The sequence below is a fragment of the Dellaglioa sp. CoH-57-MRSF-16 genome, assembly GCF_056782055.1.
The window spans coordinates 42,140-68,059 of record NZ_JBXAXZ010000006.1 but is presented as its reverse complement, the minus strand read 5'-3'; the positions used below and the strand labels follow the sequence as shown (position 1 = coordinate 68,059).

General features: G+C 34.1%; 23 protein-coding genes. 20 read left to right on the top strand and 3 right to left on the bottom strand.

The genetic code is table 11. The features are described from left to right. Positions 1–104: 104 nt before the first annotated feature. Both AC1RPH_RS06725 and AC1RPH_RS06720 read right to left on the bottom strand, forming a co-directional pair. On the bottom strand, positions 105–743 hold the full coding sequence (locus AC1RPH_RS06725) for a copper homeostasis protein CutC (RefSeq protein ID WP_481761860.1): 639 nt from the start codon (positions 741–743) through the stop codon (positions 105–107). A 12-nt stretch (positions 744–755) separates the two neighbouring features. Continuing rightward, entirely contained in the window at positions 756–1,781 is a 1,026-nt protein-coding gene (locus AC1RPH_RS06720) for a lactonase family protein (protein WP_481761859.1), read from the bottom strand. Positions 1,782–1,906: 125 nt separating this feature from the next. Between AC1RPH_RS06720 and AC1RPH_RS06715 the strand changes: the two genes are divergently transcribed. Both AC1RPH_RS06715 and AC1RPH_RS06710 read left to right on the top strand, forming a co-directional pair. Next, complete coding sequence (locus tag AC1RPH_RS06715) at positions 1,907–2,260, top strand: PTS glucitol/sorbitol transporter subunit IIA (RefSeq protein WP_409021462.1); 354 nt, start codon at positions 1,907–1,909, stop codon at positions 2,258–2,260. A 14-nt stretch (positions 2,261–2,274) separates the two neighbouring features. Then, on the top strand, positions 2,275–3,453 hold the full coding sequence (locus AC1RPH_RS06710; RefSeq protein ID WP_481761858.1) for an AI-2E family transporter: 1,179 nt from the start codon (positions 2,275–2,277) through the stop codon (positions 3,451–3,453). A 29-nt stretch (positions 3,454–3,482) separates the two neighbouring features. On the opposite strand, the gene guaC is transcribed toward AC1RPH_RS06710, so the two are convergent. After that, positions 3,483–4,460, bottom strand: coding sequence for a GMP reductase (gene guaC / locus AC1RPH_RS06705; protein WP_481761857.1), 978 nt, complete (start codon positions 4,458–4,460; stop codon positions 3,483–3,485). Positions 4,461–4,645: 185 nt separating this feature from the next. On the opposite strand from guaC, the gene AC1RPH_RS06700 reads away from it, so the two are divergent. The 18 genes from AC1RPH_RS06700 to queA all read left to right on the top strand — a co-directional run bounded on the left by AC1RPH_RS06700 (position 4,646) and on the right by queA (position 25,913). Beyond that, positions 4,646–5,149 (top strand): YbaK/EbsC family protein, encoded by a 504-nt coding sequence (locus tag AC1RPH_RS06700; protein ID WP_481761863.1) that lies wholly within the window; start codon positions 4,646–4,648, stop codon positions 5,147–5,149. 46 nt (positions 5,150–5,195) lie between these two features. Further along, positions 5,196–6,068, top strand: coding sequence for a methyltransferase domain-containing protein (locus AC1RPH_RS06695; RefSeq protein WP_481761856.1), 873 nt, complete (start codon positions 5,196–5,198; stop codon positions 6,066–6,068). A gap of 178 nt (positions 6,069–6,246) precedes the next feature. Next, positions 6,247–6,759, top strand: coding sequence for a tRNA (uridine(34)/cytosine(34)/5-carboxymethylaminomethyluridine(34)-2'-O)-methyltransferase TrmL (trmL, locus tag AC1RPH_RS06690; protein WP_409021458.1), 513 nt, complete (start codon positions 6,247–6,249; stop codon positions 6,757–6,759). A 120-nt stretch (positions 6,760–6,879) separates the two neighbouring features. Further along, positions 6,880–7,185 carry a DUF1033 family protein gene (locus AC1RPH_RS06685; RefSeq protein WP_481761855.1) on the top strand — a complete coding sequence of 102 codons (306 nt, stop codon included), beginning with the start codon at positions 6,880–6,882 and terminating at the stop codon, positions 7,183–7,185. Positions 7,186–7,296: 111 nt separating this feature from the next. Next, the gene (locus tag AC1RPH_RS06680) at positions 7,297–9,573 is read left to right on the top strand and encodes an FtsK/SpoIIIE family DNA translocase (protein WP_481761854.1); all 2,277 of its coding nucleotides are present in this window, start codon (positions 7,297–7,299) and stop codon (positions 9,571–9,573) included. A 116-nt stretch (positions 9,574–9,689) separates the two neighbouring features. Beyond that, positions 9,690–10,943 carry an EF-P 5-aminopentanol modification-associated protein YfmF gene (yfmF, locus tag AC1RPH_RS06675; protein ID WP_481761853.1) on the top strand — a complete coding sequence of 418 codons (1,254 nt, stop codon included), beginning with the start codon at positions 9,690–9,692 and terminating at the stop codon, positions 10,941–10,943. Then, a complete protein-coding gene (gene yfmH, locus AC1RPH_RS06670) occupies positions 10,943–12,247 on the top strand; it encodes an EF-P 5-aminopentanol modification-associated protein YfmH (RefSeq protein WP_481761852.1) in 1,305 nt (434 codons plus the stop codon). Before yfmF ends, yfmH begins: the two co-directional genes overlap by 1 nt. Then, positions 12,248–12,970, top strand: a complete 723-nt coding sequence (gene ymfI, locus AC1RPH_RS06665; RefSeq protein ID WP_481761851.1) for an elongation factor P 5-aminopentanone reductase — start codon at positions 12,248–12,250, stop codon at positions 12,968–12,970. An 88-nt stretch (positions 12,971–13,058) separates the two neighbouring features. Further along, positions 13,059–13,901 carry a helix-turn-helix domain-containing protein gene (locus AC1RPH_RS06660; RefSeq protein WP_481761850.1) on the top strand — a complete coding sequence of 281 codons (843 nt, stop codon included), beginning with the start codon at positions 13,059–13,061 and terminating at the stop codon, positions 13,899–13,901. A gap of 59 nt (positions 13,902–13,960) precedes the next feature. Then, entirely contained in the window at positions 13,961–14,548 is a 588-nt protein-coding gene (gene pgsA, locus AC1RPH_RS06655) for a CDP-diacylglycerol--glycerol-3-phosphate 3-phosphatidyltransferase (RefSeq protein ID WP_481761849.1), read from the top strand. Positions 14,549–14,611: 63 nt separating this feature from the next. Continuing rightward, a complete protein-coding gene (locus AC1RPH_RS06650; RefSeq protein WP_481761848.1) occupies positions 14,612–15,853 on the top strand; it encodes a competence/damage-inducible protein A in 1,242 nt (413 codons plus the stop codon). Positions 15,854–16,000: 147 nt separating this feature from the next. Further along, positions 16,001–17,575, top strand: coding sequence for a ribonuclease Y (rny, locus tag AC1RPH_RS06645; RefSeq protein ID WP_481761847.1), 1,575 nt, complete (start codon positions 16,001–16,003; stop codon positions 17,573–17,575). A gap of 100 nt (positions 17,576–17,675) precedes the next feature. Next, positions 17,676–18,476, top strand: a complete 801-nt coding sequence (locus AC1RPH_RS06640; protein WP_409021448.1) for a TIGR00282 family metallophosphoesterase — start codon at positions 17,676–17,678, stop codon at positions 18,474–18,476. A 26-nt stretch (positions 18,477–18,502) separates the two neighbouring features. Then, a complete protein-coding gene (gene mutS / locus AC1RPH_RS06635) occupies positions 18,503–21,082 on the top strand; it encodes a DNA mismatch repair protein MutS (protein ID WP_481761846.1) in 2,580 nt (859 codons plus the stop codon). Between the two features lie 16 nt (positions 21,083–21,098). Further along, positions 21,099–23,072, top strand: coding sequence for a DNA mismatch repair endonuclease MutL (gene mutL, locus AC1RPH_RS06630; RefSeq protein WP_481761845.1), 1,974 nt, complete (start codon positions 21,099–21,101; stop codon positions 23,070–23,072). 136 nt (positions 23,073–23,208) lie between these two features. Next, complete coding sequence (gene ruvA / locus AC1RPH_RS06625) at positions 23,209–23,823, top strand: Holliday junction branch migration protein RuvA (protein WP_481761844.1); 615 nt, start codon at positions 23,209–23,211, stop codon at positions 23,821–23,823. Positions 23,824–23,838: 15 nt separating this feature from the next. Continuing rightward, entirely contained in the window at positions 23,839–24,855 is a 1,017-nt protein-coding gene (ruvB, locus tag AC1RPH_RS06620; protein WP_409021443.1) for a Holliday junction branch migration DNA helicase RuvB, read from the top strand. Positions 24,856–24,872: 17 nt separating this feature from the next. Next, the gene (queA, locus tag AC1RPH_RS06615; RefSeq protein WP_481761843.1) at positions 24,873–25,913 is read left to right on the top strand and encodes a tRNA preQ1(34) S-adenosylmethionine ribosyltransferase-isomerase QueA; all 1,041 of its coding nucleotides are present in this window, start codon (positions 24,873–24,875) and stop codon (positions 25,911–25,913) included. The last annotated feature ends 7 nt before the right edge of the window (positions 25,914–25,920 follow it).

The following is a 25,920-nucleotide window of genomic DNA, read 5'->3' as shown; positions in this document are numbered from 1 at the left end:
AATACTGGGATAAAGCCATTTAGAAACATATTAAATTTTATATTATTTCATCCGTCAACTTGACAGGGCCTAGTACATGAAGTTGTTGGAACCTTTTTAGATGATTATTTTAAAATTATTTTTGTACCATGAAGCTCTTTAACGTTTAATTTAGCAGCAATAGTATCAACATTATCAAGTGTAATACCGCCACCTGGAACAATTTTAATGAGACCGTTTGACCAGTCAATAATTTCTTTGAGGTGGGGTAACGTTTCCTCGATAGGCTTATCAAGTGATCCGCCATGCGTTAAAACACGATCGATATCATGCTCTGCTAACCAAGATAGCGCATCAAGTTGTGCATTATTAGGAATTTCATCAAAAGCCATATGGAAAGTGATTTGCATGCCACCACTTGCTGCAATTAAAAACTCCATCGCCTCTATGTCTAAGTTATTATTCGTATCTAAAGCGCCAAATACGACGCCATCTACACCAAGTTGTTGAGCCTGAAATAAATCAGCCTCCATAATTTTTAATTCGGTATCGTTATAAACGAAATTTCCGCCACGGGGACGAATCATTGCCATTACAGGGACTTCATTGTCCTGTGCATAACGCATTGTTTCAGACATAACACCTTTACTGACAGTTGTACCACCGACAGCAAGATTATCGCAAAGTTCAAAACGATTAGCACCAGCGGCAAATTGTTTTGGGATATCAGTAAAATTTTCAACTGCAACTTCTTTAATTAACAAATTTAATTTCTCCTAATTTTCAAAATAAACGCAAACGGATTCTGGAACGGCAATATCTTTTTGAAGTAAAGTTAATTTACCAGAGGTTGAATCACGTTCGAATAAGGTAGCATTATCAGTGTTTTGGTTAGCAACAACCAAAAATTGTTCTGTTTTATTTAAACTGAAATCACGAGGAAAGTCACCTTCAGTTGAAATAAGTTGAATAAGTGTCATTGTGCCATCAACAGCAAGTGAATAACAAGCAATTGAGTTGTTTCCGCGATTAGAGACATACAAAAAGCGGCTATCTTTAGAAATGCGAATAGCAGCAATTCCGTTATGAGCATTCCAATCAGATGGAATTGATGAAAGTGTTTGAATCTCTTTAAATGAACCATCCGTTTGATTGTAGCTAAGTAACGAAACTTCACTTGAGAGCTCTCCAGCTAAGTATGCTAATTTTCCATTTTTATGGAAAACAATATGACGAGAACCGAACCCAGGCTCTGAACGATACTCAGCAATTTGTTTAATAGCACCATTATCTGACACATCAAAAGTTAACACTTGATCAGTTCCAAGGTCACAAACAACTAACCTATTGTCTGGTGTTAAATCAGTGAAATGAATATGAGAGCTTGTTTGTTCTGGTTTTGGACCATGACCTTCATTTGTAACTTCATTAATAAGAGCTAATGAGCCATCAGTTTGAATTTTTGAAATGGAAATAAGACCCTTATGGTAGTTTGAGCTGTAGACTAATTGACGGTTATTATCAACAGCAACGTAAGCAGGCGGAGCGCCTTCAGCTGAAACGTCATTTAAAAATTGGGGATTTTCTGATGCAAGGGTAAAGGCTGATATACCACCTAAATCTGACCTCTTTGAAACGGTATATAAGACACCTTTGTCCGATTTCGTGAGATAAGTTGGATTTTCAACCTTTATATAGGGTGTAGCGTTAGAAACTTTTTTTTCAATTGTATCAAGTTGAGCTCGTTGGATACCAGTACTTGTCTTTTTTGTATATGTACCAAACAAAATAGTCTCTTTCATAGTTACAAATACCTCCTCATGATATTGTCAATATTATATCATATATTTTTGTAAACGTTATTATTTATACTGGGGACTATGCTATAATTATAGGTAACTATAAAGGATAAGGGAGACGATAAAGTATGATTACAGCAAGAATTGAAGAAATTGGAAAAGATGCCATCTCAAAAAAGGAACCTATTGTTATCCTTTTCAATCAGAGTGCAACGGATGATTTAAGACAAGTTTCTGTCATTCAATCATTTGAAGATGATAAAAAAATTATTTCGCCAAAAACAGGTGATGAAATGATTATTAATGAACAAACTTATAAAATTGATTTCGCTGGAGAGTTAGTTTCAAGTAATTTTGAGTCGGTTGGGCATGCTACCTTGTTCTTTATGGAAGTTCCAGAACATCCACAACCAAATGGTATTTATTTAACACCGCATGTATTGCCAACTTTTAAAGTCGGTAATACAATCACGTATAAGTAAAGGAGTAGATTAAAATGCTCCCAAATGAAAAATCGACTTCACAACGATCATGGTTTTGGAAATGGGTTGTTAATAATAAAACAGTTAGCATTTTATCAATTGTTTTGTTAAGTTTGCTAATTATTTTTATGTTAGCACAAGTGGGCTGGTTTTTCGCACCAATTGGAGAGTTATTAAGCATTATTGGCTTCCCAATTGTTTTAGCTGGCGTGCTGTATTATTTAATATCCCCATTGATAGATTTTTGTGAAACGCGCTTTAAATTGAATCGAAGTTTGGTTATTACAGTTGTATTTATAGTAATTTCTGGGTTTTTAGTATGGGGGATTGTCGTTTTGATTCCTGCTGTACAAACACAAACAATTAGTATTATTAAAAATTGGCCGACGTATTGGTCAAATATCACACATCAAACGAATGATTTTATGTCGTCATCTTTATTTGATACTATTAAAACTTCAATTGAAAAAATAAATACAGATATCGTAGGAACAGTATCCAAAAAAGCGAGCTCAGTTATTGGATCAACAGTTGATTCTTTAGGTAGCGTTGTTGGTACTGTAACGACATTTATCATTGGATTAGTAACAGCACCCTTTATCTTATTTTATTTATTAAAAGATGGGCACGATTTACCTGAGTATTTATCAAATTTTTTCCCAGTAAGATATCGCAAATCAATCATTGAATTATTAGATGAAATTAATTTACAAGTCAGTCAATATATCCGAGGTCAGTTAACGGTAGCATTCTTTGTGGCCATATTATTTGTTATTGGTTTTTCAGTAGTTGGTCTTAAGTTTGCTTTAACGTTAGGGATTTTGGCAGGTTTTTTGAATTTAATTCCTTATTTAGGCTCTTTTCTAGCGATGATTCCTGCACTAGTAATTGCTGCTTTCGTGTCACCAATTATGTTGATAAAGGTTATTGTTGTTTTTATTGTTGAACAAACAATTGAAGCAAGATTGATTTCTCCATTGATTCTTGGAAGTAGTTTAGCAATCCATCCCGTTACAATTTTAATTGTTTTATTAGGTTCGGGACGGGTTTTTGGATTAATAGGTGTTATTTTTGGAATCCCAGGATATGCAATTCTAAAAGTTATTGTAACGCGGATTTTTGTATGGTATAAAAAGGATTCTGGTTTGTATGACGAATCAGAGAAAACGAATAAAGATAATCAAAAAAGTTAGACAAATTTTATTTTGTCTAACTTTTTTGATTAAAGCGTATCACCGTTAAAAATTGAATTTTTAACAATTACATAATCGACTTTTTCAAGTGCAGAGAGAGAATTACCACCAGCATAAGAAATTGAAGATTGTAAATCTTGTTGCATTTCAAGTAAAGTTTCATGAATGTCACCTTTAAAAGGAACGAGCATTTTTTTACCTTCAACATTAGTGTGGCTACCTTTTTGATATTCAGAGGCAGAGCCAAAATAACTTTTAAATAGATTACCATCTTTTTCAATTAAATCACCAGGACTTTGTTTGTGACCAGCAAAGAGTGAACCAATCATACACATTGAGGCCCCAAATCTGACTGACTTAGCAATATCACCATGAGTTCTTATACCACCATCAGTGATAATTGGTTTACTTGCTGCTTTAGAACATAATCTAAGAGCGGCTAATTGCCACCCGCCGGTACCGAATCCAGTTTTAATTTTAGTGATGCAAACTTTTCCGGGTCCAATACCAACCTTAGTTGCATCTGCACCAGCATTTTCTAGTTCTCTAACGCCTTCAGGTGTGCCAACATTTCCAGCAATTAGAAATGACTCTGGTAACCATTTTTTAATATGATGAATTAAATCAATGACACTTTGTGCGTGGCCATGCGCCACATCAATTGTTATATATTCTGGAATTAAATCAGCATCGGCAAGCTCTTCAATTAATGCCCATTCATGTGGTTTAACGCCAACACTAATAGAAGCAAACAAACCTTTTGCATGCATTTTTTTGACGAAAGGTAAGCGACTCTCTTCATCGAAACGGTGCATGACATAGAAATAGTCATTTGATGCAAGCCATTCTGCTAACGGTTCATCGATAATTGTCTGCATATTCGCAGGTACAACGGGTAGTTTAAAACGGCGAGGGCCAAATTGAATAGATGTATCGACTTCGGAACGGCTATTTACAATACATTTGTTAGGGACGAGCTGAATATCTTCATAATCAAAAACTGGCATAATATTTCCCCATTTCTTTTAAACACGAACTATTTTTAGTATTTATTAAATTATTATCAGTAACCAACTGATAATTTACGCTATTTAGCGAATTTAGTCAACATATTTTTGAAATAAATCGAAAATTAAATAAGAATACGTGAAGAGATAGACGTCGTGCTATAATTATTTTGGGAGTGATTATTATCGCAAAAAAAGAAAAAGTAAAAAAAACAAATGACGAACGCATTTTAGATCAAAATCATATTGAATTTGAGAGCTATACTTTTGATTTTTTAGGTGGTCGACAAATGGATTCAAGCAAAGAAGCTAAAGAACTAGGAACGGATGAAAGAAGTATTTTAAAAACAATTGTTTTACAGGGAAGTAACGGTGATAGAGATTACGTAGTTGTTTGCCTTCCTATTACTTTTGAAATTGATTTAAAATTAGTAGCACGTGAATTAAATGAAAAACAATTGCATTTAGCAGATAATAAAAATTTAATCAATATTACTGGTTACGTTCATGGCGCAAATACACCAATTGGAATTAATGTTCGAAAAGGATTTCCCATTTATTTTGATGAACGAATTCAAGAGTTCGATAAAATTTGGGTTTCAGCTGGTAAAGTTGGTCGTTCTGTTGGCGTAAAACGTGAAGAACTTGTTGAATTGGTTAAAGGTCATTACATTAACATTGAAAAATAAATAGCTATTGAATGTAAAATAAACGATAAAAAGGAATAAGTGTAAATTGAAAAAAATTGAGAAAAGTGCCGTATTTTTAAAAAATAAAATCGATTTATTTAGATGTCCTGTCTGCTTAAACCCCTACAGTAAAGTTGAAGGCCAGACGATGTTTTGCCCTGAAAATCATCAAATAGATTTATCAAAAAAAGGAACTCTTTTTTTCTTGAATCATGGGGTTAAAAGTGATTATGAATTGGATATGTGGTTAGCAAGGAGACAGTTATTACAAGCAGGCTTGTTTAAACCGATTACGGATAAAATTCTTGAGCAGCTTTCTGATGAAGAAGAAACAATTATGGATGTAGGTTGTGGAGAGGGAACACCACTTCATGATATAGAAGTAACACGCCAAAATGCTAAAGACACTTACGTTGGATTTGATATTTCAAAAGATGCAATCAATTATGCGACACAACAAGAGACAGATGCTTTTTATTGTATTGCTGATTTGGCTAAACTACCATTTAATAATAAGTCATTTTCAACAATTATTGATATTTTTTCGCCTTCTGCTTATACAGAATTTGATCGAGTATTAAAGGATGGCGGGCAGTTATTAAAAATCATTCCAAATTCAAATTACTTAGTTGAATTACGCGAACTTCTATATAACGAAGAGAGTCATAATAGGAGTTATAGTAATGAAAAGGTTTTAAATCTGTTTAAAGAAAATTATCCTGACTCTGAACAAATTACAATTAGTTATCAATTCGATATTCCAGAAGGCTTGTTTCCTGCCTTACTCGAAATGACTCCTTTACATTGGGGAGCTACAACAGATAATCAGGCTAAAGCTAAAAAACAACCTTTAACCAAAATTACGGTTGACGTTACACTATTAAAATATCGTAAAAATAAGTTAGAATCAGTGTTGTAACGAATAAATTGCTGTGGTATTATGAGTATACGAATTCGGTTGTTTAGAGACTGTCGACGATGTTGTCAGCTTCTGGAAATTGATCTTCATTAACGTATCTTTTCGCCGTGCCCACACCGAAATGATGCGTTTTTTTGTTGCCTAAAATAATAACGATTTTTTGAAAGGATGTTAATTTTTGACGAATCATATTGCATTATTTGAACCACTTATGCCTGCTAATACAGGTAATATTGCTAGAACTTGTGCTGGAACGGATACTGAACTACATTTAATTGAGCCCTTAGGATTTTCAACAGACGATAAATATTTAAAACGTGCTGGACTAGACTATTGGGATAAAGTAAAAATTACGTATCATAAAAATTTACAAGATTTTTTAGCATCTATTCCAGATCAGAAACAACTTTTTTTGGTTTCAAAATTTGCACCGCAAACTTATTCACAAGTAGATTATTCTGATGTGAATAAGGACTATTACTTCTTGTTTGGTAAAGAGACAACAGGTCTTCCTGAAAACTTTATGCGCCAAAATGAAGAGAAAGCAATCCGAATTCCACAAGATGATACGCACATTCGTGCCTTAAACTTATCTAATTCAGCTGCTATTGTAATTTATGAAACACTTAGACAACAAGACTTTTTAAATCTAGATAAAACACACACGTATGAAAATGATAAGCTAAAATAAGTAGCTTGAGCATTTTATAGACTAGAAATTCATAAATGGGTTATACTTGCTTCGGGTTAAGAAATAAACCGGTATTTATGATGAACAGTCATTTTATAAAATGGAAGGGTGTGAGCTAACTTGTTTCAAGTAATAACAATGTTTGGATTTGATGAACCATGGTGGTTTTTTGATGATTGGAAAAGTCATATTCAAAAAACAGTTGATTTTGATTCAATGGATGAAGCGATGGCTTTTTTTGAGGAACAATCTAGCGCATTTACCACTGAATTTAGCCATCAAAAAAGTAAACGTCAATTTTTGACAGCATTTTGGAATGAGGAACAAATGGATTATTGTTCAGATTGTGGTGATGATTTACAGTTATATCAAGGGTTACTGTTAGTTAAAGATGGCAAAGAAATTACAGCCAAAAAAGAGAGTTAATAACATAATTGTTATTAACTCTCTTTTTGTGGAAATGACTAGACAATGACACGGAAGGTAATTAAGATATGGTATAATTGAGTATCTATTTTAACAGAAGGAGGAACTGTTTTGGCTCAAAAAAAGAAAAGAAAAAAAAGAACAACAAAAAAAACAGTTCAATACAAATTTTCTAAAAATATAATTGGTGTTATATTTTTATTGTTTGGAATATTTGGTGTGCTAGCACTGGGATATTTGGGTGCTTTATTTGCTAACGTTTTCCGTTTGTTTGTTGGTAATACATATCAATTCGCATTATTAATTCTCGGTGTATATGGAAGTTACTTAATGATTATGGGAAAAGAGCCCAAAGTTAAGAAAAGAATTAATTGGGGATCCGTTATTTTATATGTTGGTGTTTTAGTCTTTCTTGAAGCCTGGTTTGTTGGGCACTCATCGGTGCATAGCCAATTTATTCAATATACATGGCAGACACTTGTTTCCGATTTTCGACAATCTGCAGTTAGTTCAACAGTTGGCGGTGGAATGATAGGGGCAAGCTTATACCAATTATCGTACTTCTTAATTTCACAAGCAGGCACCTATATTGTTAGTGTACTTTTCATCTTAGCCGGATTATTTATTTTTTTTGATCTCTCTTTTTCAGAAGTTATGTATACTGTTCAACGCTATCTAAACGTAATTATTGCTTGGACAAGAGAAGGTTTTCGCCGAATGAAAGTAGCAATAGATAGTTTTAAAGAAGAAAGAAAAGAAAATAAAGCAGAACAAGATGAAGAAGAATTAAAACCTGTAATTGACCATAGAACTGAAGAAAAGGAAATAAAAACTGAACGAGAAGTGACCGTTGATGAACCACCTATCATTACGCAACAAGAACCAGATTCAGAATTAGATTCAGAAGATGATCCTAAGATAATATCAAGTACAGTGGCTGATGATAATGAAGATTACCAATTACCACCAGTTACATTACTTACAAAAATTCCAAAAGAAGACCAAAGTGGCGAATATAAAACAATTGAAAAAAACACAAAAATATTGAAGCAAACATTTGAAAGCTTTGGTGTTGATGTTGAAATTAAAAGTGTGAGTTTAGGACCATCTGTTACTGAATATGAATTACATCCGGCAATTGGTGTTAAAGTTAGTAAAATTGTTAACCTTGCGGATGACTTAGCCTTAGCACTTGCTGCCAAAGATATTCGAATTGAAGCACCAATTCCTGGAAAATCACTTATTGGGATTGAAGTACCAAATTCTAAAGTATCAATGGTTTCATTCAGGGATGTGATTGAATCTCAACAAAAGAATCCAACACCAGATAAAGTTCTCGAAGTTCCTTTAGGTCGCGATGTTTCAGGCCAATTGGTAACAGCAGATTTAACAACGATGCCGCATTTATTGATTGCTGGCTCAACTGGTAGTGGTAAGTCAGTTGCAATTAATGGCATTATCACAAGTTTATTGATGAATACGAAACCAAATCAGGTTAAGTTTATGTTGATTGATCCTAAAAAAGTAGAGTTAGGTGTCTATAATGGTATTCCACATCTATTAACGCCGGTTGTTACAAATCCTAAAAAAGCATCACGAGCTTTACATAAGGTTGTTTCTGAAATGGAGCGACGCTACGAATTGTTTGCAGATGCTAGTCAACGTAATATTTCTGGATATAATCAAATGATTATGCAAGAAAACGCAGATGACGGACAAAAAAGAGCAACGTTACCTTATATTGTTGTCATTGTTGATGAATTGGCAGATTTAATGATGGTAGCCTCGAATGAGGTTGAAGATGCGATTATTCGTTTAGCACAAATGGCTCGAGCAGCTGGAATCCATATGATTTTGGCAACGCAACGTCCATCTGTTGATGTTATCACAGGATTGATTAAAGCTAACGTACCATCACGTATGGCTTTCGCTGTTTCCAGTGGGATTGACTCGAGAACAATTATTGATAGTAATGGTGCTGAAAAGCTTTTAGGTCGTGGGGATATGTTATTCCTACCAATGGGGCTAAATAAACCCATTCGTGTACAAGATGCTTACATTTCAGATAAAGATGTTGAAAGTGTTATTTCGTTTATTAAAAATCAGCAAGAACCACAATACGATGAAACGATGATTGTGACTGATGAAGAAACAGCTAACTCAGGATCAGCGTCTGATTCAGAAGACGAATTATTTGGGGACGCTGTTAAATTAGTGACTCATGAACAATCTTGCAGTGTATCCATGTTACAGAGACGTTTTAGGATTGGCTACAATCGAGCTGCTAGAATTGTTGATGAAATGGAAGCAAAAGGAATCGTTGGACCGCCAGAGGGAAGTAAGCCGCGCAAAGTGTTGATAAATGAAGAAACTGATGGTCCTAATTAGGGCTTTCAGTTTTTTTGTTTAGCCTAAACAGATTACGAAACAATTAAATTTGTGTTTCACTAGTCTTTCAATTATCATGGTAAAAGAACATCCGATTTAAAAGGAGGCACATTTTCGTGCGTAAACAATTAGAAACAGGTGTCAACTTAACTGTTATTGAAAATAGTCAATTTAAAACGAATAGAATCGTTATTAATTTTATAGCACCTTTAACCGGAAAAGAATCTGCAGAACGTATGCTATTAGCTAACTTATTAGAAATTAGTAGTGCAGAATATCCATCTCAACAAAAATTAGCCGAAAAATTATCAGAACTTTATGGTGCAAGTTTTGGTATCACTGTTAGTAAAAAAGGAAACTTTCACTTAATAAGTTTAATTTTAAACGGTGTAAACGATAAATTCTTAGAACATAAAACAGAAAGTTTAAAAAAAATATTTGCTTTTATCAAAGAAATTATTTTCAATCCGAATGTGACTGATGGCCATTTTGACGAAGAAACATTTAAACGCCAAAAGGAAAATTTGATGATGTCTATCAGAAGTATTAGTGATGATAAACAATCGTACGCAGGATTAGAATTACAGAAACTTTACTTTCAAAACGATCAAGCTATTCCTAGCTATGGGACTGTAGAAGATATTGAAAAGATAACTGCAACTAGCTTATTTGATTACTACAAACAAATGCTTACAACTAATCGAGTAGACATTTTCGTCCTTGGTGAATTAGATGAATCAGAAACTGAAACTATTGTTAAAACGTTGCCTTTTAAACCTCGAGATTTTAAAATGATACCTATATTCTATGATCAAGCTATTAAAGAAGTTGTGACTAAAACAGAAACGCAAGCAGTGACTCAGGGTAAATTAAATCTGGCATATCAGTTACCAGTTTATTACAGAGAAAATGGGTACTATGCGGGTCTTATTTTCAATGGCGTTTTTGGCGGTTCACCACTAGCTAAGTTATTTGTAAATGTTCGTGAGAAAGCTAGTTTGGCTTATTATGCAAGTAGCTCGTTAGATACATTTAGAGGTATTTTAACTGTACAAACAGGCATTGAACCACAAAATAAAGATAAAGTTATCGAAATTGTTCAACAACAATTAGATGATATTATCGCAGGTGACATTAGTGATGAACTATTAAATAAAACAAAAATGACAATGATTAACCAATATCAAAGTAGTCTTGACTCACAAATGGCGTTAATTAATCAATCGATGATTGATCAATTAACAAGCACAGAAGTTAGTGCAACAGAGTGGATAGACGGCATTAATAGCGTGGATAAAGCTGCCGTTCAAGCTATCGCTCGTAATGTTAAATTACAAGCAATCTTCTTTTTGAATGGGGAAATTAATTAATGAAAACATTAGAATACCCGCAGTTTGACGAAATATTATATACAGAAACTTTGGAAAATGGCTTGAAAGTAAATATATTACCTCGTAAAGGTTTTCATAAAACTTATGGTATATTCACAACAAATTATGGCTCAGTTGATAGTGTATTTGTACCAATTGGTGAAGAAGATGTTGTTCATGTACCGGATGGTATCGCCCATTTTTTAGAACATAAAATGTTTGAAAAAGCAGATCATGATGCGTTTGATTTATTTGGAGAATATGGTGCTAGTGCAAATGCTTTCACAAGCTTTACACGAACGAGCTACTTATTTTCAAGCTCTAATCATGTTCCTGAAAACATTGAAACATTACTAGATTTTGTGCAAGATCCGTATTTTACACCTGAAACAGTTGAAAAAGAAAAGGGAATTATTGGACAGGAAATTCAAATGTATGACGACGATCCTAATTGGCGTTTATACTTTGGTATTTTAGGTAACCTTTACCCAAATCACCCGGTTAGCAGTGATATCGCTGGAACAATTGAATCAATCGATAAAATTACGGCAGATGATTTATATAAGTGCTATGAAACATTTTATCATCCAAGTAATATGAATTTATTTATTGTAGGAAATGTTGATCCAGAAGAAACTTTAGATTTAATTAAAAATAATCAAAATCATAAAAAGTTTCCAGAAGCAGCAGAAACAATTAAACGATTAATTCCAGAAACTCAAGTAGACGGTTCAGACATCATGCCATATCGTGCAACTGAGATGGCCATTCAACGTGCTAAAACAATTGTTGGTATAAAAGGATTAGATAATGTTCCAGAAGGCCGTAACGGCTTGAAATACAAAGAGACAATCCATATGCTTCTTTATCTTTTGTTTGGTGACACGGCCCCTCAATATATGAAATTATATGATGAAGGGACGTTAGATGATTCCTTTGGCTATGAATTTGAAATTGAACGTGGCTTCCATTTTGCAAGTATTAGTGGTGATACTGATGACCCTCAAAAGTTATCGGATGCCATTATTCATATTTTAGAGAATGCGTCAGAGTACCTTTCAGGGGCTGAGGCCCAGTTTGAATTGGCTAAACGTGAAATGTTAGGTCAATCCATTCAATCGATGAACTCACTTGAGAGCATTGCAAATCAGTATGATGGTGATTTGTTTGATGATGCCACTGTTTTTGATAGGGCACCAATTATTGAAAATATGACATTAGATCAAGTTCGCCAAGGAGCTAAAGATTTTATTCGTTCTGAAGCAATTAGTGTCTACCAAATTATGGCTAAAGAGGATGATTAAATGAGTTGGGCAGTTATCTTTGGAGCGTCTGGTGATATTGGTCAAATGATTGCAAGACAATTGGCAGATATTGGTTGGTCGCTAACAATGCATTATTATCAAAATGATGAAGCAATTATGGGATTAACACAAGAGTTGAGGGGAAAATATCCAAAACAAGATTTTTTGCCGTTACAATTTGATATGACAGCGACTAATGTTGATCCAGTGATATCCCAACTATTTGCCGTAGATGCTGTAATATTTGCTGAAGGAACAACTTCTTACCATTTATTCAATGAAGCCCCAATGTCTGATTTAGATAAAATGATGAAGATGCAAGTTCAAACACCATTGGCATTAATTCAGAAATTGGAACCAAAGTTAGCCCAAAATCATTTTGGCCGAATTATATTTATTGGGTCAATTTATGGAGGCGTTGGTAGCCCAATGGAAGTACTGTACAGTACTGTAAAAGGTGCGTTATCGTCCTTTGCCAATGCTTATAGTAAAGAAGTTGCCTCGTTAGGTATTACGGTTAACGTGGTGGCACCAGGCGCAGTTGATACAAAAATGAATCAACAATTTTCGAAAGATGCAAAGAAAGATATCTCAAGTGAAATTCCAATGGGACGTTTCGCACATCCCGAAGAAATTGGATTTTGGGTAAAACAATTATTAGCCAAAGAGGCAGGGTACCTCACCGGTCAAACGATTTATGTTTCAGGCGGATGGTTGAAATAAAATAATAAAATTTTAACAAATTGGACATGACGATTATGTTATACTGATTGTTAGAAGATTAACTATTAAACTAAGTGGAGAATTAGACATGAGTGAAATTGGAAAAACATTACAAGAAGCGAGAATAAATAAAGGATATACGTTAGATGATTTACAACAAATGACGAAAATTCAAAAACGTTATTTGATTGCAATTGAAGATGAAAAATTTTCTGATTTACCAGGAGATTTTTACGTTCGAGCATTTGTTAAACAATATGCAGAGACGGTTGATTTGGATGGGGATAAATTATTAAAAGAATTCAATGAAACACTTCCAGATACACAAGAAACAGTCGTTGCAAAGGAACAAGTATCACGTTCTGAAAAGTCTGCTAAACTACCAAAAGACGGTAATTTTGATAAGTTTATGTCGTACTTGCCAACAATTATTATTGTTGTGATTGTCTTAGGGATTTTGGGTACAATTTATGGTGTGACATTGAATAGTAAAGATACAGATACTCAAATTGAAAGTTCAAGTTCTAAAGTATCTGTTTCAACTGACTCAAAAACTAAAACTTCTAGTTCTGAATCAGTAAAGGCTAGTTCTTCATCTGATAAGAAAACGCAAAAATTAACATATGTTTCAGATGCGGGAACAAACACTGTTTACACAATGGAAAATGCACCAACAACTTCTAAAGTTAAATTAGTAGCTTCTGGTAGTGCTGCTTGGAGCTCAATTACGGCTGATGGCACACAACTATGGCAAGCAACACTTGTCTCAGATGCAACGGATACTGTTACAATCCCAGCCGGTACAAAGTCATTTGTCTTTAGCTTTGGTAATGCACCAGCTATGAGTATCACGATTAACGGTAAAAAATTTAATTTTATGAAAACAAATGCAACTCTACAAGTTAGAACAGTTACTGTAAATATTAAATAAGCCAGAATTGTCAACAACGGATACTATGTTGTTGGCAATTTTTGAAAAAGGGGATCATTATGAATTTACCAAATAAATTAACGGTTGTGCGGATTATTTTAATTCCAATCTTCATGCTTGTATTGTTATTACCAATTGATTGGGGAATGGTTACTTGGGTTGGTACACAGATTCAGGTGACACATCTAATTGGTGCAATTATTTTTGCAGCTGCCTCATTAACAGATTTTTTAGATGGTCAAATTGCACGTCGCCAACATTTAGTTTCTAATTTTGGCAAATTTGCAGACCCATTGGCAGATAAAATGCTTGTAATGACTGCATTTGTTATCCTTGTTTCATTTAACCAAGTACCTGCATGGGTAGCTGCAATTATTGTTTGTCGCGAACTTGCGGTAACAGGATTACGATTGATTATTGTTGAAAATGATGGGGAAGTTATGGCTGCAGCTATGCCAGGCAAAATTAAGACAACAACCCAAATGATAGCTATTATTTTATTGTTTTTAAATAATGTGTTATTTGCAGCAATTAATGTACCTATGGCTGCCATTTTTCTTTATATTTGTTTATTCTTTACTGTTTATTCAGGTATTGATTACTTTGTTCAAAATAGAGCTATTTTCTCAGATTCATTTGAAAAATAAAAATATTTAGACTAAAACATTTAACCGTTTTAGTCTTTTTTAATTAAATTAGGAGGCAACATCATGCATGCAGAAATAATTGCGGTTGGTACAGAAATATTATTAGGACAAATTGTAAATACGAACAGTGCTTTCTTAGCTGAAAAATTAGCTGATTTAGGTGTAAATGTATTTTATCAGACAGTTGTAGGGGATAATGAAGAACGAATGTTAGAGGCAATTGAACTGGCTTCAAAACGAAATGATTTGGTTATCCTTTCTGGTGGCTTAGGACCAACAGAAGACGATTTAACGAAGCAGATGGTCGCCAAATTTTTAAATGAGAAGTTAGTTGAAAATAAGGACGCCATGTTAAAAATAGAAGATCATTTTACACAAACGGGTCGTCAAATGACTGAAAACAACAAATTACAAGCTTTGTATATAGAAGGATCAAAACCAATTAAAAATCATGCTGGAATGGCTGTTGGTGATTTTTACAAAGGTGATTCGTGTGATTTCTTATTATTACCTGGACCACCTAAGGAATTGAAAACAATGTTTAATAAGGAAGTTGAACAGCTATTAAAAGAAGAATATAACTTAAATAGTCATCTTGAATCAAAAGTTTTACGTTTTTATGGCATTGGTGAATCTAAATTGGTGACTGAATTAAAAGAGATAATTGATTCACAAACTAATCCTACTATTGCACCATACGCCAAGACAAATGAGGTCACTTTGCGAATTACGGCAAGTCCTACAGACAAAAAATCAGCTGTAGAATTAATTAACGAAATGGAGATTTATGTACTTTCCAAAGTTGGTGATTATTTCTATGGCTATGGGGATGACAATTCGTTACAAAATATTGTTGTAACTAAATTAATTGAAAAAAACTTATCTATTTCTGCAGCCGAAAGTTTAACAGCTGGATTATTTCAAAGTACATTAGCAGAAATACCAGGTGTCTCAAAAATTTATGATGGTGGATTTATAACATATGCTAATACAGCCAAATCTGATATTTTAGGTATTTCGACTGAAGATATTAAAAAATATGGTGTTGTTAGTGAAGAAACCGCTAAACAAATGGCCCAACAAACACAAAATAAAATGAAAACAAATATTGCTATTTCATTTACTGGTGTTGCAGGTCCAGATGAGCTTGAAAATCAGAAAGCTGGAACGGTTTGGATTGGATTAGCAATTAAAAATAGTCCCGTTATTGCAAAACAATTTCATTTTGCTGGAAATAGAGAAACAATTAGACAAAGAAGTGTTCTAAGTGGACTTAAATGGATATTTGATGAAATTAATGAGTAAATAATTAAATTTGGCAATGGATTGTTGTTGACAGCGGGGGGCAATTAACCGTAAAATACTAAAGTGTATATGAACAAAATAAAAAACATCTAAAAATTTATGATTAGTTAAATTAATCATTATTTGATGATGCGGAGGTGGACTTTTATGGGATCTATAACAACCGTATTAATCCTCGCTATCATCGCTATTATTGCTTTAGTTGTTGGAATTTTTATTGGAATTGCATATAGAAAGTCAAATTTCGAAAAAACACTTGATGTCGCAACGCATACGGCTGAAGGTATTTTAAAAAGTGCAAAGAAAGATGCTGAGACTCAGAAAAAAGAGGCTGTTTTAGAGGCTAAAGAAGAAAGTCAAAGTTATCGTGATAAAATAGACAATGAGTTAAAGGAACGACGTTCAGAAATTCAAAAGCAAGAAAATCGAGTAATTCAACGTGAAGAAACTTTAGATCGTAAAGATGGCGCACTAGATAAACGAGAACAAACGCTTGAGAACAAAGAGAAAAAAGTAACGTCTGACCAAAAACTTGTTGACACAAAACAACAAGAAGCTACTTCACTGATTCAGGAACAACAAGAAGAACTTGAAAGAGTTGCTTCTCTAACACAAACACAAGCACAGACTATTATTATGGACGATACGAAAGAATCATTAAGTCATGAACGAGCTGTTATGATTAAGGAAAGTGATAAGCAAGCTAAATCAGAAGCTGATCGTAATGCTAAAGATTTAGTTGCTCAAGCTATTCAAAGAAGTGCAGCTGACATGGTATCTGAAACAACTGTTTCATTAGTTACCTTGCCAAATGATGAAATGAAAGGCCGTATTATTGGCCGCGAAGGACGTAACATTCGAACATTAGAGACCTTAACAGGGATTGATTTAATTATCGATGATACGCCAGAAGCAGTCGTTTTAAGTGGGTTTGATCCAATTCGTCGTGAAATTGCCAAAATGACTCTTGAAAAATTAATTCAAGATGGTCGGATTCATCCGGCACGAATCGAAGAAATGGTTGAAAAATCACGTAAAGAAATGGATGAAAAAATTCGTGAATTAGGTGAACAAACAACCTTTGATCTCGGACTTCATACAATTCATCCTGATTTAATTAAAACAATTGGTCGATTAAATTATCGTACAAGTTATGGTCAGAATGTGTTAAGCCATTCTATTGAAGTTGCCAAAATAGCAGGTGTGTTAGCCGCTGAATTGGGTGAAGATGTTACATTAGCAAAACGCGCAGGATTGTTACATGATATTGGTAAAGCAGTTGATCATGAAGTTGATGGTTCACATGTGGAAATTGGCCTTGAATTAGCTAAGAAGTATAAAGAAAATGATGTTGTCATCAACACTATAGCTTCACATCATGGTGATGTTGAAGCTAAATATACTATTGCTATTCTTGTTGCAGCGGCAGATGCTGTTTCAGCTGCAAGACCAGGCGCACGAAGTGAATCGTTAGAAAATTATATTCATAGACTTGAAAAACTTGAAGATATTACACATGAATTTAAAGGTGTACAGAAAAGTTATGCAATTCAAGCTGGTCGTGAAGTACGTGTTATTGTCACGCCAAATGAAGTTAATGATATTCAAGCAACTGTCTTAGCTCGAGATATTAAAAACAGAATTGAAGATGAACTCGAATACCCAGGACATATTAAAGTGACTGTCGTTCGAGAAACAAGAGCAATTGAGTATGCTAAATAAAAAAATGATGATTTAAGATTAATTTCTTAAATCATCATTTTTTGTCTATTAAAAAGAAAAAATGTTAAACTAGTTTTATATATAAGAAAAGAGGACAACCATGCGTTTATTATTTGTCGGAGATGTCGTTGGCGATTCAGGTCAACAAATGATTAAAGAGTATTTACCAAAATTAAAAAGAAAATTTCATCCACAGGCTACCATTGTAAATGGTGAAAATGCAACGAAGGGTAGAGGTATTAATGAATCTGTCTATAAAGCATTCCTTCAAACAGGTGCTGATGTTGTAACCATGGGTAACCATACTTGGGATAATAGAGATATTCAAGATTTTATTGGTGGTGCAAAAAAATTAATTAGACCAGCTAACTTCTCAGCAAACCAAGTACCTGGGATTGGACATACAATTATTAATATTAATCAGCAAAAATTAGCTGTGATTGATTTGCAAGGACGTGTTTTTATGTCTCCTTCAGATGATCCGTTTGCAGTTGTTCAAGATATTTTAGAAGAAGTCAAAAAAGAGACTGATTTCATTTTTATTGATTTTCATGCTGAAACAACGAGTGAAAAAGAAGCTATAGCATGGTTCTTAGATGGTCAAGTATCTGCGGTAGTAGGTACGCATACACATGTGCCTACTAATGATGCGCGTATTTTACCTAAAGGAACTGCCTTTATGTCAGATGTTGGTATGACAGGACCATACGATGGTATCTTAGGAATGAAACGTGAAAATGTAATTGGTCGCTTTTTATCGCAAATGCCAACACGATTTGAAGTGGATGAAACAGGTCGTAAAACGTTATCTGCTTGTGTGATAGATATTGATGACAAAACGGGACATGCTAAAAAGATATTCCCTGTATTAATTAATGATGACCATCCTTTTATGGATTAATTTAGAGATAGGAGGGCATCTCGACTATGCCGCAAAAAACAAAACTAACGCCAATGATGATACAATATTTTGACATTAAAGCACAGTATCCTGATGCTTTTTTGTTTTATCGTCTTGGTGATTTTTATGAACTATTTTATGATGATGCTGTTAAAGGGTCGCAATTACTCGAATTAACGTTAACAACACGTAATAAAAAAGCTGATGATCCTATTCCAATGTGTGGCGTACCGCATCATGCTGCTCAAAATTATATCGATATTTTAGTTGAAAAAGGATACAAAGTCGCAATATGTGAACAAGTTGAAGATCCTAAATTAGCTCAAGGTATGGTTAAACGTGAAGTTATTCAGCTAGTAACACCAGGAACAACGATGGATAACGGTGCGAAGGAGTCTAAAGAAAATAATTATTTAACAGCTATTATAGAAGACAACAATAGTTTTGGATTTGCTTATGTTGATTTATCAACAGGTGAATTAAAAACGAGTCGCTTAGATAATTTAGATAATTTAATTAATGAAATAATGAGTTTGAGAACTAAAGAAATTGTGATTAATGATAGTTTGTCTGATGAAACAATCGAAACATTAGAAAAATTAAATATTATGCTTTCTAAACAAGAAATTGTTGAAAATCATGCTGAATCAAGTTATGCGATTCAAGATTTAACAGATTCACTAGAAATCTCGGTTGTAACTGACTTGTTAACGTATCTTTCAGTTACGCAAAAACGAAGTTTAGATCATTTACAAAAAGCAGTTCATTATGAGCCTGATTTTTTCTTGAAAATGGATCATTATTCAAAATATAATTTAGAATTAATGCAAAATATTCGAACGGGCAAGAAGCAAGGTACTTTATTGTGGTTATTAGATGACACAAAAACAGCTATGGGTGGTCGTTTACTTAAACAGTGGATTGATAGACCGCTTATTAACTATGCTGAAATTTTAGACCGTCAAAATAAGGTTGATTTATTGATTAACCATTATTTTGAAAGAAGTACGTTACAAGAAGAGTTAGTTAAAGTTTATGATTTAGAAAGATTGGCAGGACGTGTCGCTTTTGGTAGCGTAAATGGGCGAGATTTAGTTCAACTTAAATTATCGCTTAAACAAGTTCCTAAAATTAAATATGTTTTAGACGAAATTGACGATGGTACTTTTTCTGATGTTATCAATAAATTAGATCCAGTCGATGATATTTCTAATTTAATAGAACGTGCCATTGTTGATGAACCACCTTTATCAGTGACTGATGGTCACCTATTTAAACCGGGGTATAATGATAAATTAGATATTTATCAAGATGCAATGAAAAATGGTAAACAATGGTTAGCTGAAATGGAAGCCAAAGAAAGAAATCTAACGGGGATTAAAAATCTTAAAATTGGATTTAACCGTGTTTTTGGTTATTTTATCGAAGTGACAAAATCTAATATTATTAATGTTCCAAAAGACCGTTATGAACGAAAACAGACGTTGACTAATGCTGAACGTTATATCACACCTGAACTGAAAGAACGTGAAAGTATTATTTTAGGTGCTGAGAGTAAAGCGATGGATTTAGAATATAAATTGTTTGTCGAAATTAGAGATATTGTTAAAAAATCAATTGAACGATTACAGATATTAGCTCAAGGAATTGCCACGTTAGACGTCTTACAAAGTTTCGCGGTTGTTAGTGAAGACTCACATTTTGTAAAACCACAATTATTAAAAGAAGGTCATCAATTGGATATCACAGCTGGTTGGCATCCTGTAGTTGAAAAAGTGATGGGAAAACAAAGCTATATACCAAATGATGTTAGAATGCCTGAAACACTTGATATTTTATTGATTACAGGACCTAATATGTCAGGTAAAAGTACGTATATGCGTCAATTAGCATTAACGGTTGTGATGGCTCAAATCGGTTGTTTCGTACCTGCAGAGGCGGCTAAAATGCCAATATTTGACCAAATATTTACTCGGATTGGTGCAGCAGATGATTTAATTTCAGGTCAAAGTACGTTTATGGTTGAAATGAAAGAAGCTAATCAAGCCTTAGAAAATGCGACTGAGAATAGTTTAATCTTATTTGATGAACTTGGTAGGGGAACGGCAACTTATGATGGTATGGCACTCGCACAAGCGATTATCGAGTATGTGGATAAACATGTACATGCCAAAACACTTTTTTCGACACATTATCACGAATTAACGATACTTGAAGAAACCGTTAGTTCTTTAAAAAATGTCCATGTAGGTGCTATTGAAGAAAATGGTGAATTAATTTTCTTACATAAAATTCAAGAAGGACCTGCAGATAAATCTTATGGGATTCATGTTGCTAAATTGGCGGGAATGCCAGCAGAATTGTTAAGCCGTGCAACATTAATTTTAGATGATTTAGAGCTAAAAAATAAACAATCAGATAGTAAAAAAGAATTACCAACAACCATCAATGAAGATGATACGCAGTTATCTTTATTTGTTAACGAAAACTTGTCAAAGGACCAGTTAGCAGTTGTGGATGAACTTAAAGCACTTAACTTGATGAACATGACGCCAAGAGATATTATGAACGTCTTATATGACTGGCAAGAAAAATTGAACGGATAGAACTGAAGGTGAATGAATGACAAAAATAATTGAACTGCCCACAATTTTAGCGGATCAAATAGCTGCTGGTGAAGTAGTTGAAAGACCTGCATCTGTTGTAAAAGAATTAGTTGAAAATGCGATTGATGCGCATGGCACACAAGTTGATGTAGTCGTTGAGGAAGCTGGGCTTAAATTAATTCAAGTCATTGATAATGGAGATGGCATTGAGGCATCCCAACTGCAGAATGCTTTTAAACGTCATGCCACAAGTAAGATTACTTCAAGAGAAGATTTATTTAAAATCAGTACGCTAGGATTTCGTGGCGAAGCTTTACCAAGTATTGCATCAGTTGCTAAAGTGACTTTGAATACAGCTATTGAAGGGCAACCTGGGGCTGTTATTGCTGTTAACGGTGGTGAGATAGTAGATGAAAAATCATCTGCTAGTCGTAAAGGAACAGAAATAACAGTCTCTGACTTATTTTACAATACGCCTGCACGTTTAAAATATGTAAAGTCTTTGCAAACTGAAATGTCAATTATTAGCGACATGATGAACCGATTAGCAATGAGCCATACAAATATTTCATTTTCTTTAACACATGATGGTAAAGAAGTCTTGAAAACAACTGGAAACGGCCAACTGAAACAAACTATTTCAGCTATCTATGGGGTCAAAAGTGCACGCCAAATGCTTGAATTTAAGGGTCATGATTTAGATTTTAAGATTAGCGGTTATACATCACTGCCAGAATTAACGCGTGCTGGCCGACAGTTTATATCTATTTTAATTAATGGACGTTACGTTAAAAATGTTAATTTAAATAAAGCAATCATTAAAGGATATGGATCAAAATTAATGGTTGGACGCTATCCGATTACAATTTTGAATATTCAATTAGATCCCATGCTAGTTGATGTGAATGTTCATCCAACTAAGCAGGAAGTAAGATTGAGTAAAGAACCAGAATTAACTGAACTTATAAAAAAGATTATCTATGAACGTATTGCTGAAGAAAATTTAATTCCGGAAGCATTAGAGAATTTAAGTTCTAAGAAACGTGAAAAAATAGATACGGATCAATTACAATTTGATTTGAATGAAGCCTCAAGTAAATATCAAGCTAAGCCTAAATTCTCATCAGTACAAACGGATGCAGTAACAAGTGGTGAACCTAAGATTACAATTGGCGAAAATTTAAATCATTTATCAAGGAATATTGAACCAATCTCAATTCAAGTTGCTGAACAATTGGATTCGAAACGAGTTAGCACATTTGAGACACAATATGCTAATGAAATTAATGTGGCACCATTTTCTATTGTTACGCCGGATGAAACAGGCGATGTACAGAAAGAGAATGATGAAGAAATAGCTACCACGAAAAAGAGTGAACAAAGGTTTCCTGATTTAAAATATATTGGCCAAATGCATGGAACCTATTTATTTACAGAATCGGAAGACGGGTTATATATATTAGACCAACATGCTGCACAAGAACGTATTAATTATGAGTTTTATCGTAAGCAAATTGGTGACGTTTCTAGTGACTTGCAAAATCTATTGGTACCGATTGTTCTAGAATATACAGTAAGTGAAGCTATAATTATTACTGAACATACCGATATATTGGAAAAAATCGGACTCATCCTTGAACCATTTGGACAAAATAGTTTCATTATTAGACAGCATCCAACCTGGTTTAAAGAAGGGCAAGAAGAAAGTACGATTCGAGAAATGATTGATTACTTACTCACAGATGGGAAAATAGTGATTGCTGAATTTAGAGAAAAAGCGGCGATTATGATGAGTTGCAAGAGGGCAATCAAAGCAAATCACCACCTTGATGATCGACAAGCTAAGGCATTGATAAGTGAGCTAAAAAATGTTGAAAATCCATTTAATTGTCCACATGGACGACCAGTTTTAGTTCATTTTTCTAATCAAGACATGGAACATTTCTTTAAACGAATTCAAGATTCACATCAAACCGGTCACGAAGGTTAGGCTAAGAATCAATTGTTGCCAAATATTTGGTGATAATTGATTTTTTTGTAAGAAAAGCGATAACTGTATAAATAAGTGGTCTATGGTACACTATTAAAAGCAGATTCATGTAGATTAGGAAAAGTGGGAAAATAATATGTATGAGTATTTTATGGGCCAAATAACGGCTGTAACACCTTTTTATCTTGTTTTAGAAGTTAATGGAATAGGCTATCAAATTTTTGTTGCTAACCCATTTAGGTACCAAGAAGATTCAAAAAAAGTTGTTAAAATTTTTGTTTATCAGGCTATTCGTGAAAATGATATGACGTTATTTGGTTTTTACGATTTAGATGAAAAAAAATTATTTGAAAAATTATTGAATGTTTCAGGAATCGGTCCTAAGAGTGCGCTTGCTATTTTAGCCAATGATGATCATCGTGGTTTAGTTAATGCGATTAATACAGAAGATGTTAGTTATTTAATTAAATTTCCAGGTGTTGGTAAAAAAACAGCACAACAAATCGTGCTTGATTTAAAAGGTAAATTAGATGATATTGAAGGTCAAGCAACCACAATGCCAGGACAACAATCGCTTGATTTCATTCCGGCACAAGCATCACCATTTATGAAAGAAAGTCTTGAAGCTTTATCTGCTTTAGGATATTCTCAACGTGAGATTAAGGCTATTAGTAAGAATCTAGAATCATTCGAAGCAGACTCAACGGATGCTTATCTACGAGAAGGCTTAAAATTATTAATGAAAAAATAAAAGGAGGTTGATAAAATGACAGAACAACGGATTATTTCGAATGAACCGGAAGATAATCAGGAAGAATCCATTGAAAAGTCACTTCGTCCCCAATTTTTATCACAATACATTGGTCAAGATAAGGTTAAAAATGAATTAAGTGTGTATATCCAAGCTGCTAGACAACGTGAAGAGGCACTTGATCATGTATTGTTGTATGGGCCACCTGGGTTAGGTAAAACAACACTTGCAATGGTTATTGCAAATGAAATGCAAGTGCAAATTAAAACAACTAGTGGACCAGCAATTGAAAAATCTGGAGATCTTGTGGCACTTTTAAATGAATTACAACCTGGGGATGTCTTATTTATTGATGAAATTCATCGTTTACCCAAGATGGTTGAAGAAATGTTGTATTCAGCTATGGAAGATTTTTTTGTAGATATTGTTGTTGGCCAAGGCCCAACAGCACATCCCGTTCATTTTCCACTACCTCCATTCACATTGATTGGTGCAACAACACGGGCGGGCCTTCTATCAGCACCGTTACGAGATCGATTTGGGATTGTTGAACATATGGCCTATTATAATCAATCTGATTTGCAAGAAATTGTCATTCGATCAGCAGATATTTTCAATACAAAAATTGAAGAAAGTGGCGCTCATGAGTTAGCTCGACGCTCACGTGGAACACCACGAATTGCGAATCGCCTATTAAAAAGAGTTCGTGATTTTGCAGAAGTTTCTGACCAAAGTGAAATTAACCAAGCAACGGCTGATCATGCGTTAAATCTACTTGCCGTGGATAACCGTGGATTAGATGAGACAGATCGCAAACTTTTAGAGACTATGATTGATTTCTATCAAGGTGGTCCAGTTGGTTTGAGTACGTTAGCAGCCAATATAGGGGAAGAAACAGAGACCATTGCTGAAATGGTTGAACCTTATTTAATGCAAATTGGCTTTATAAAACGCACACCAAGAGGGCGAGTTGCAACAATGGAAGCTTATGAACATTTGAATCGACCTTATGACTTTAACGAGAATAAATAGAGAAGGATGACGATATTTTGACTAAACAACTAAGTACTGAAGATTTCGATTATGAATTGCCTCAAGAATTAATTGCGCAAACACCCTTAGAAGAACGTGATGCATCTCGGATGTTAATCTTGGATCATGAGACAGGTAAAATCAAGGATGATTATTTCTATAATGTAATTGACCAATTAAATGCTGGGGACGCTCTTGTAATGAACGATTCGCGGGTGATGCCTGCTAGAATTCATGGAATTAGACCTGATACTGGTGGCCACATCGAAGTGTTGCTATTGAACAATACTGATGGTGATAACTGGGAAACATTAGTAAAACCTGCTAAAAAAATGAAGGTTGGTTCTGTGATTAGTTTTGGTGATGGCCGCTTAACGGCAACGATCATTGAAGAGCTAGAACATGGTGGCCGCATGATTCGTTTTGAATATGAGGGTATATTTATGGAAATTCTGAATGAACTTGGCGAAATGCCGCTACCTCCTTATATTAAAGAAACGCTTGAAGATCAAGAAATGTACCAAACGGTTTATTCAAAGGAAGTTGGATCGGCAGCAGCACCTACAGCTGGTTTACATTTTACAAATGAATTATTAGAAAAGATTGAAGCTAAAGGTGTTCATCTTGTTTATTTAACGCTACATGTTGGATTAGGGACATTTAGACCTGTTAGTGAAACGAATATTGCAGACCATAAAATGCATAGTGAATTTTATCGTTTAACTGAGGATGCAGCTCAACAATTAAATGATGTTCGTAAATCAGGTGGTAAAATTATTGCGACAGGAACAACTACAATTCGGACACTTGAAACAATTGGCTCAAAATTTAAGGGCGCTATTCAAGCTGACAGTGGTTGGACGGAAATTTTCATTAAACCAGGATATGAATTTAAGGTTGTTGAAGGATTTATAACTAATTTTCATTTACCAAAATCAACATTAGTAATGTTGGTTGCAGCATTTACAGGAAGAGAAAATATTTTAAACGCATATAAACATGCAGTTGATTCTAAATATCGATTCTTTAGCTTCGGCGATGCAATGTATATTAAATAGGATGGAG

Excerpts from the sequence above, each read along its gene's own strand:
- ymfI (WP_481761851.1), top strand. The coding sequence starts at position 12,248 with ATGAGTTGGGCAGTTATCTTTGGAGCGTCTGGTGATATTGGTCAAATG.
- guaC (WP_481761857.1), bottom strand. The coding sequence starts at position 4,460 with ATGCCAGTTTTTGATTATGAAGATATTCAGCTCGTCCCTAACAAATGT.
- AC1RPH_RS06710 (WP_481761858.1), top strand. The coding sequence starts at position 2,275 with ATGCTCCCAAATGAAAAATCGACTTCACAACGATCATGGTTTTGGAAA.
- mutL (WP_481761845.1), top strand. The coding sequence starts at position 21,099 with ATGACAAAAATAATTGAACTGCCCACAATTTTAGCGGATCAAATAGCT.
- AC1RPH_RS06715 (WP_409021462.1), top strand. The coding sequence starts at position 1,907 with ATGATTACAGCAAGAATTGAAGAAATTGGAAAAGATGCCATCTCAAAA.
- ruvA (WP_481761844.1), top strand. The coding sequence starts at position 23,209 with ATGTATGAGTATTTTATGGGCCAAATAACGGCTGTAACACCTTTTTAT.
- AC1RPH_RS06720 (WP_481761859.1), bottom strand. The coding sequence starts at position 1,781 with ATGAAAGAGACTATTTTGTTTGGTACATATACAAAAAAGACAAGTACT.
- rny (WP_481761847.1), top strand. The coding sequence starts at position 16,001 with ATGGGATCTATAACAACCGTATTAATCCTCGCTATCATCGCTATTATT.
- AC1RPH_RS06660 (WP_481761850.1), top strand. The coding sequence starts at position 13,059 with ATGAGTGAAATTGGAAAAACATTACAAGAAGCGAGAATAAATAAAGGA.
- AC1RPH_RS06650 (WP_481761848.1), top strand. The coding sequence starts at position 14,612 with ATGCATGCAGAAATAATTGCGGTTGGTACAGAAATATTATTAGGACAA.
- pgsA (WP_481761849.1), top strand. The coding sequence starts at position 13,961 with ATGAATTTACCAAATAAATTAACGGTTGTGCGGATTATTTTAATTCCA.
- AC1RPH_RS06640 (WP_409021448.1), top strand. The coding sequence starts at position 17,676 with ATGCGTTTATTATTTGTCGGAGATGTCGTTGGCGATTCAGGTCAACAA.
- mutS (WP_481761846.1), top strand. The coding sequence starts at position 18,503 with ATGCCGCAAAAAACAAAACTAACGCCAATGATGATACAATATTTTGAC.
- ruvB (WP_409021443.1), top strand. The coding sequence starts at position 23,839 with ATGACAGAACAACGGATTATTTCGAATGAACCGGAAGATAATCAGGAA.
- yfmH (WP_481761852.1), top strand. The coding sequence starts at position 10,943 with ATGAAAACATTAGAATACCCGCAGTTTGACGAAATATTATATACAGAA.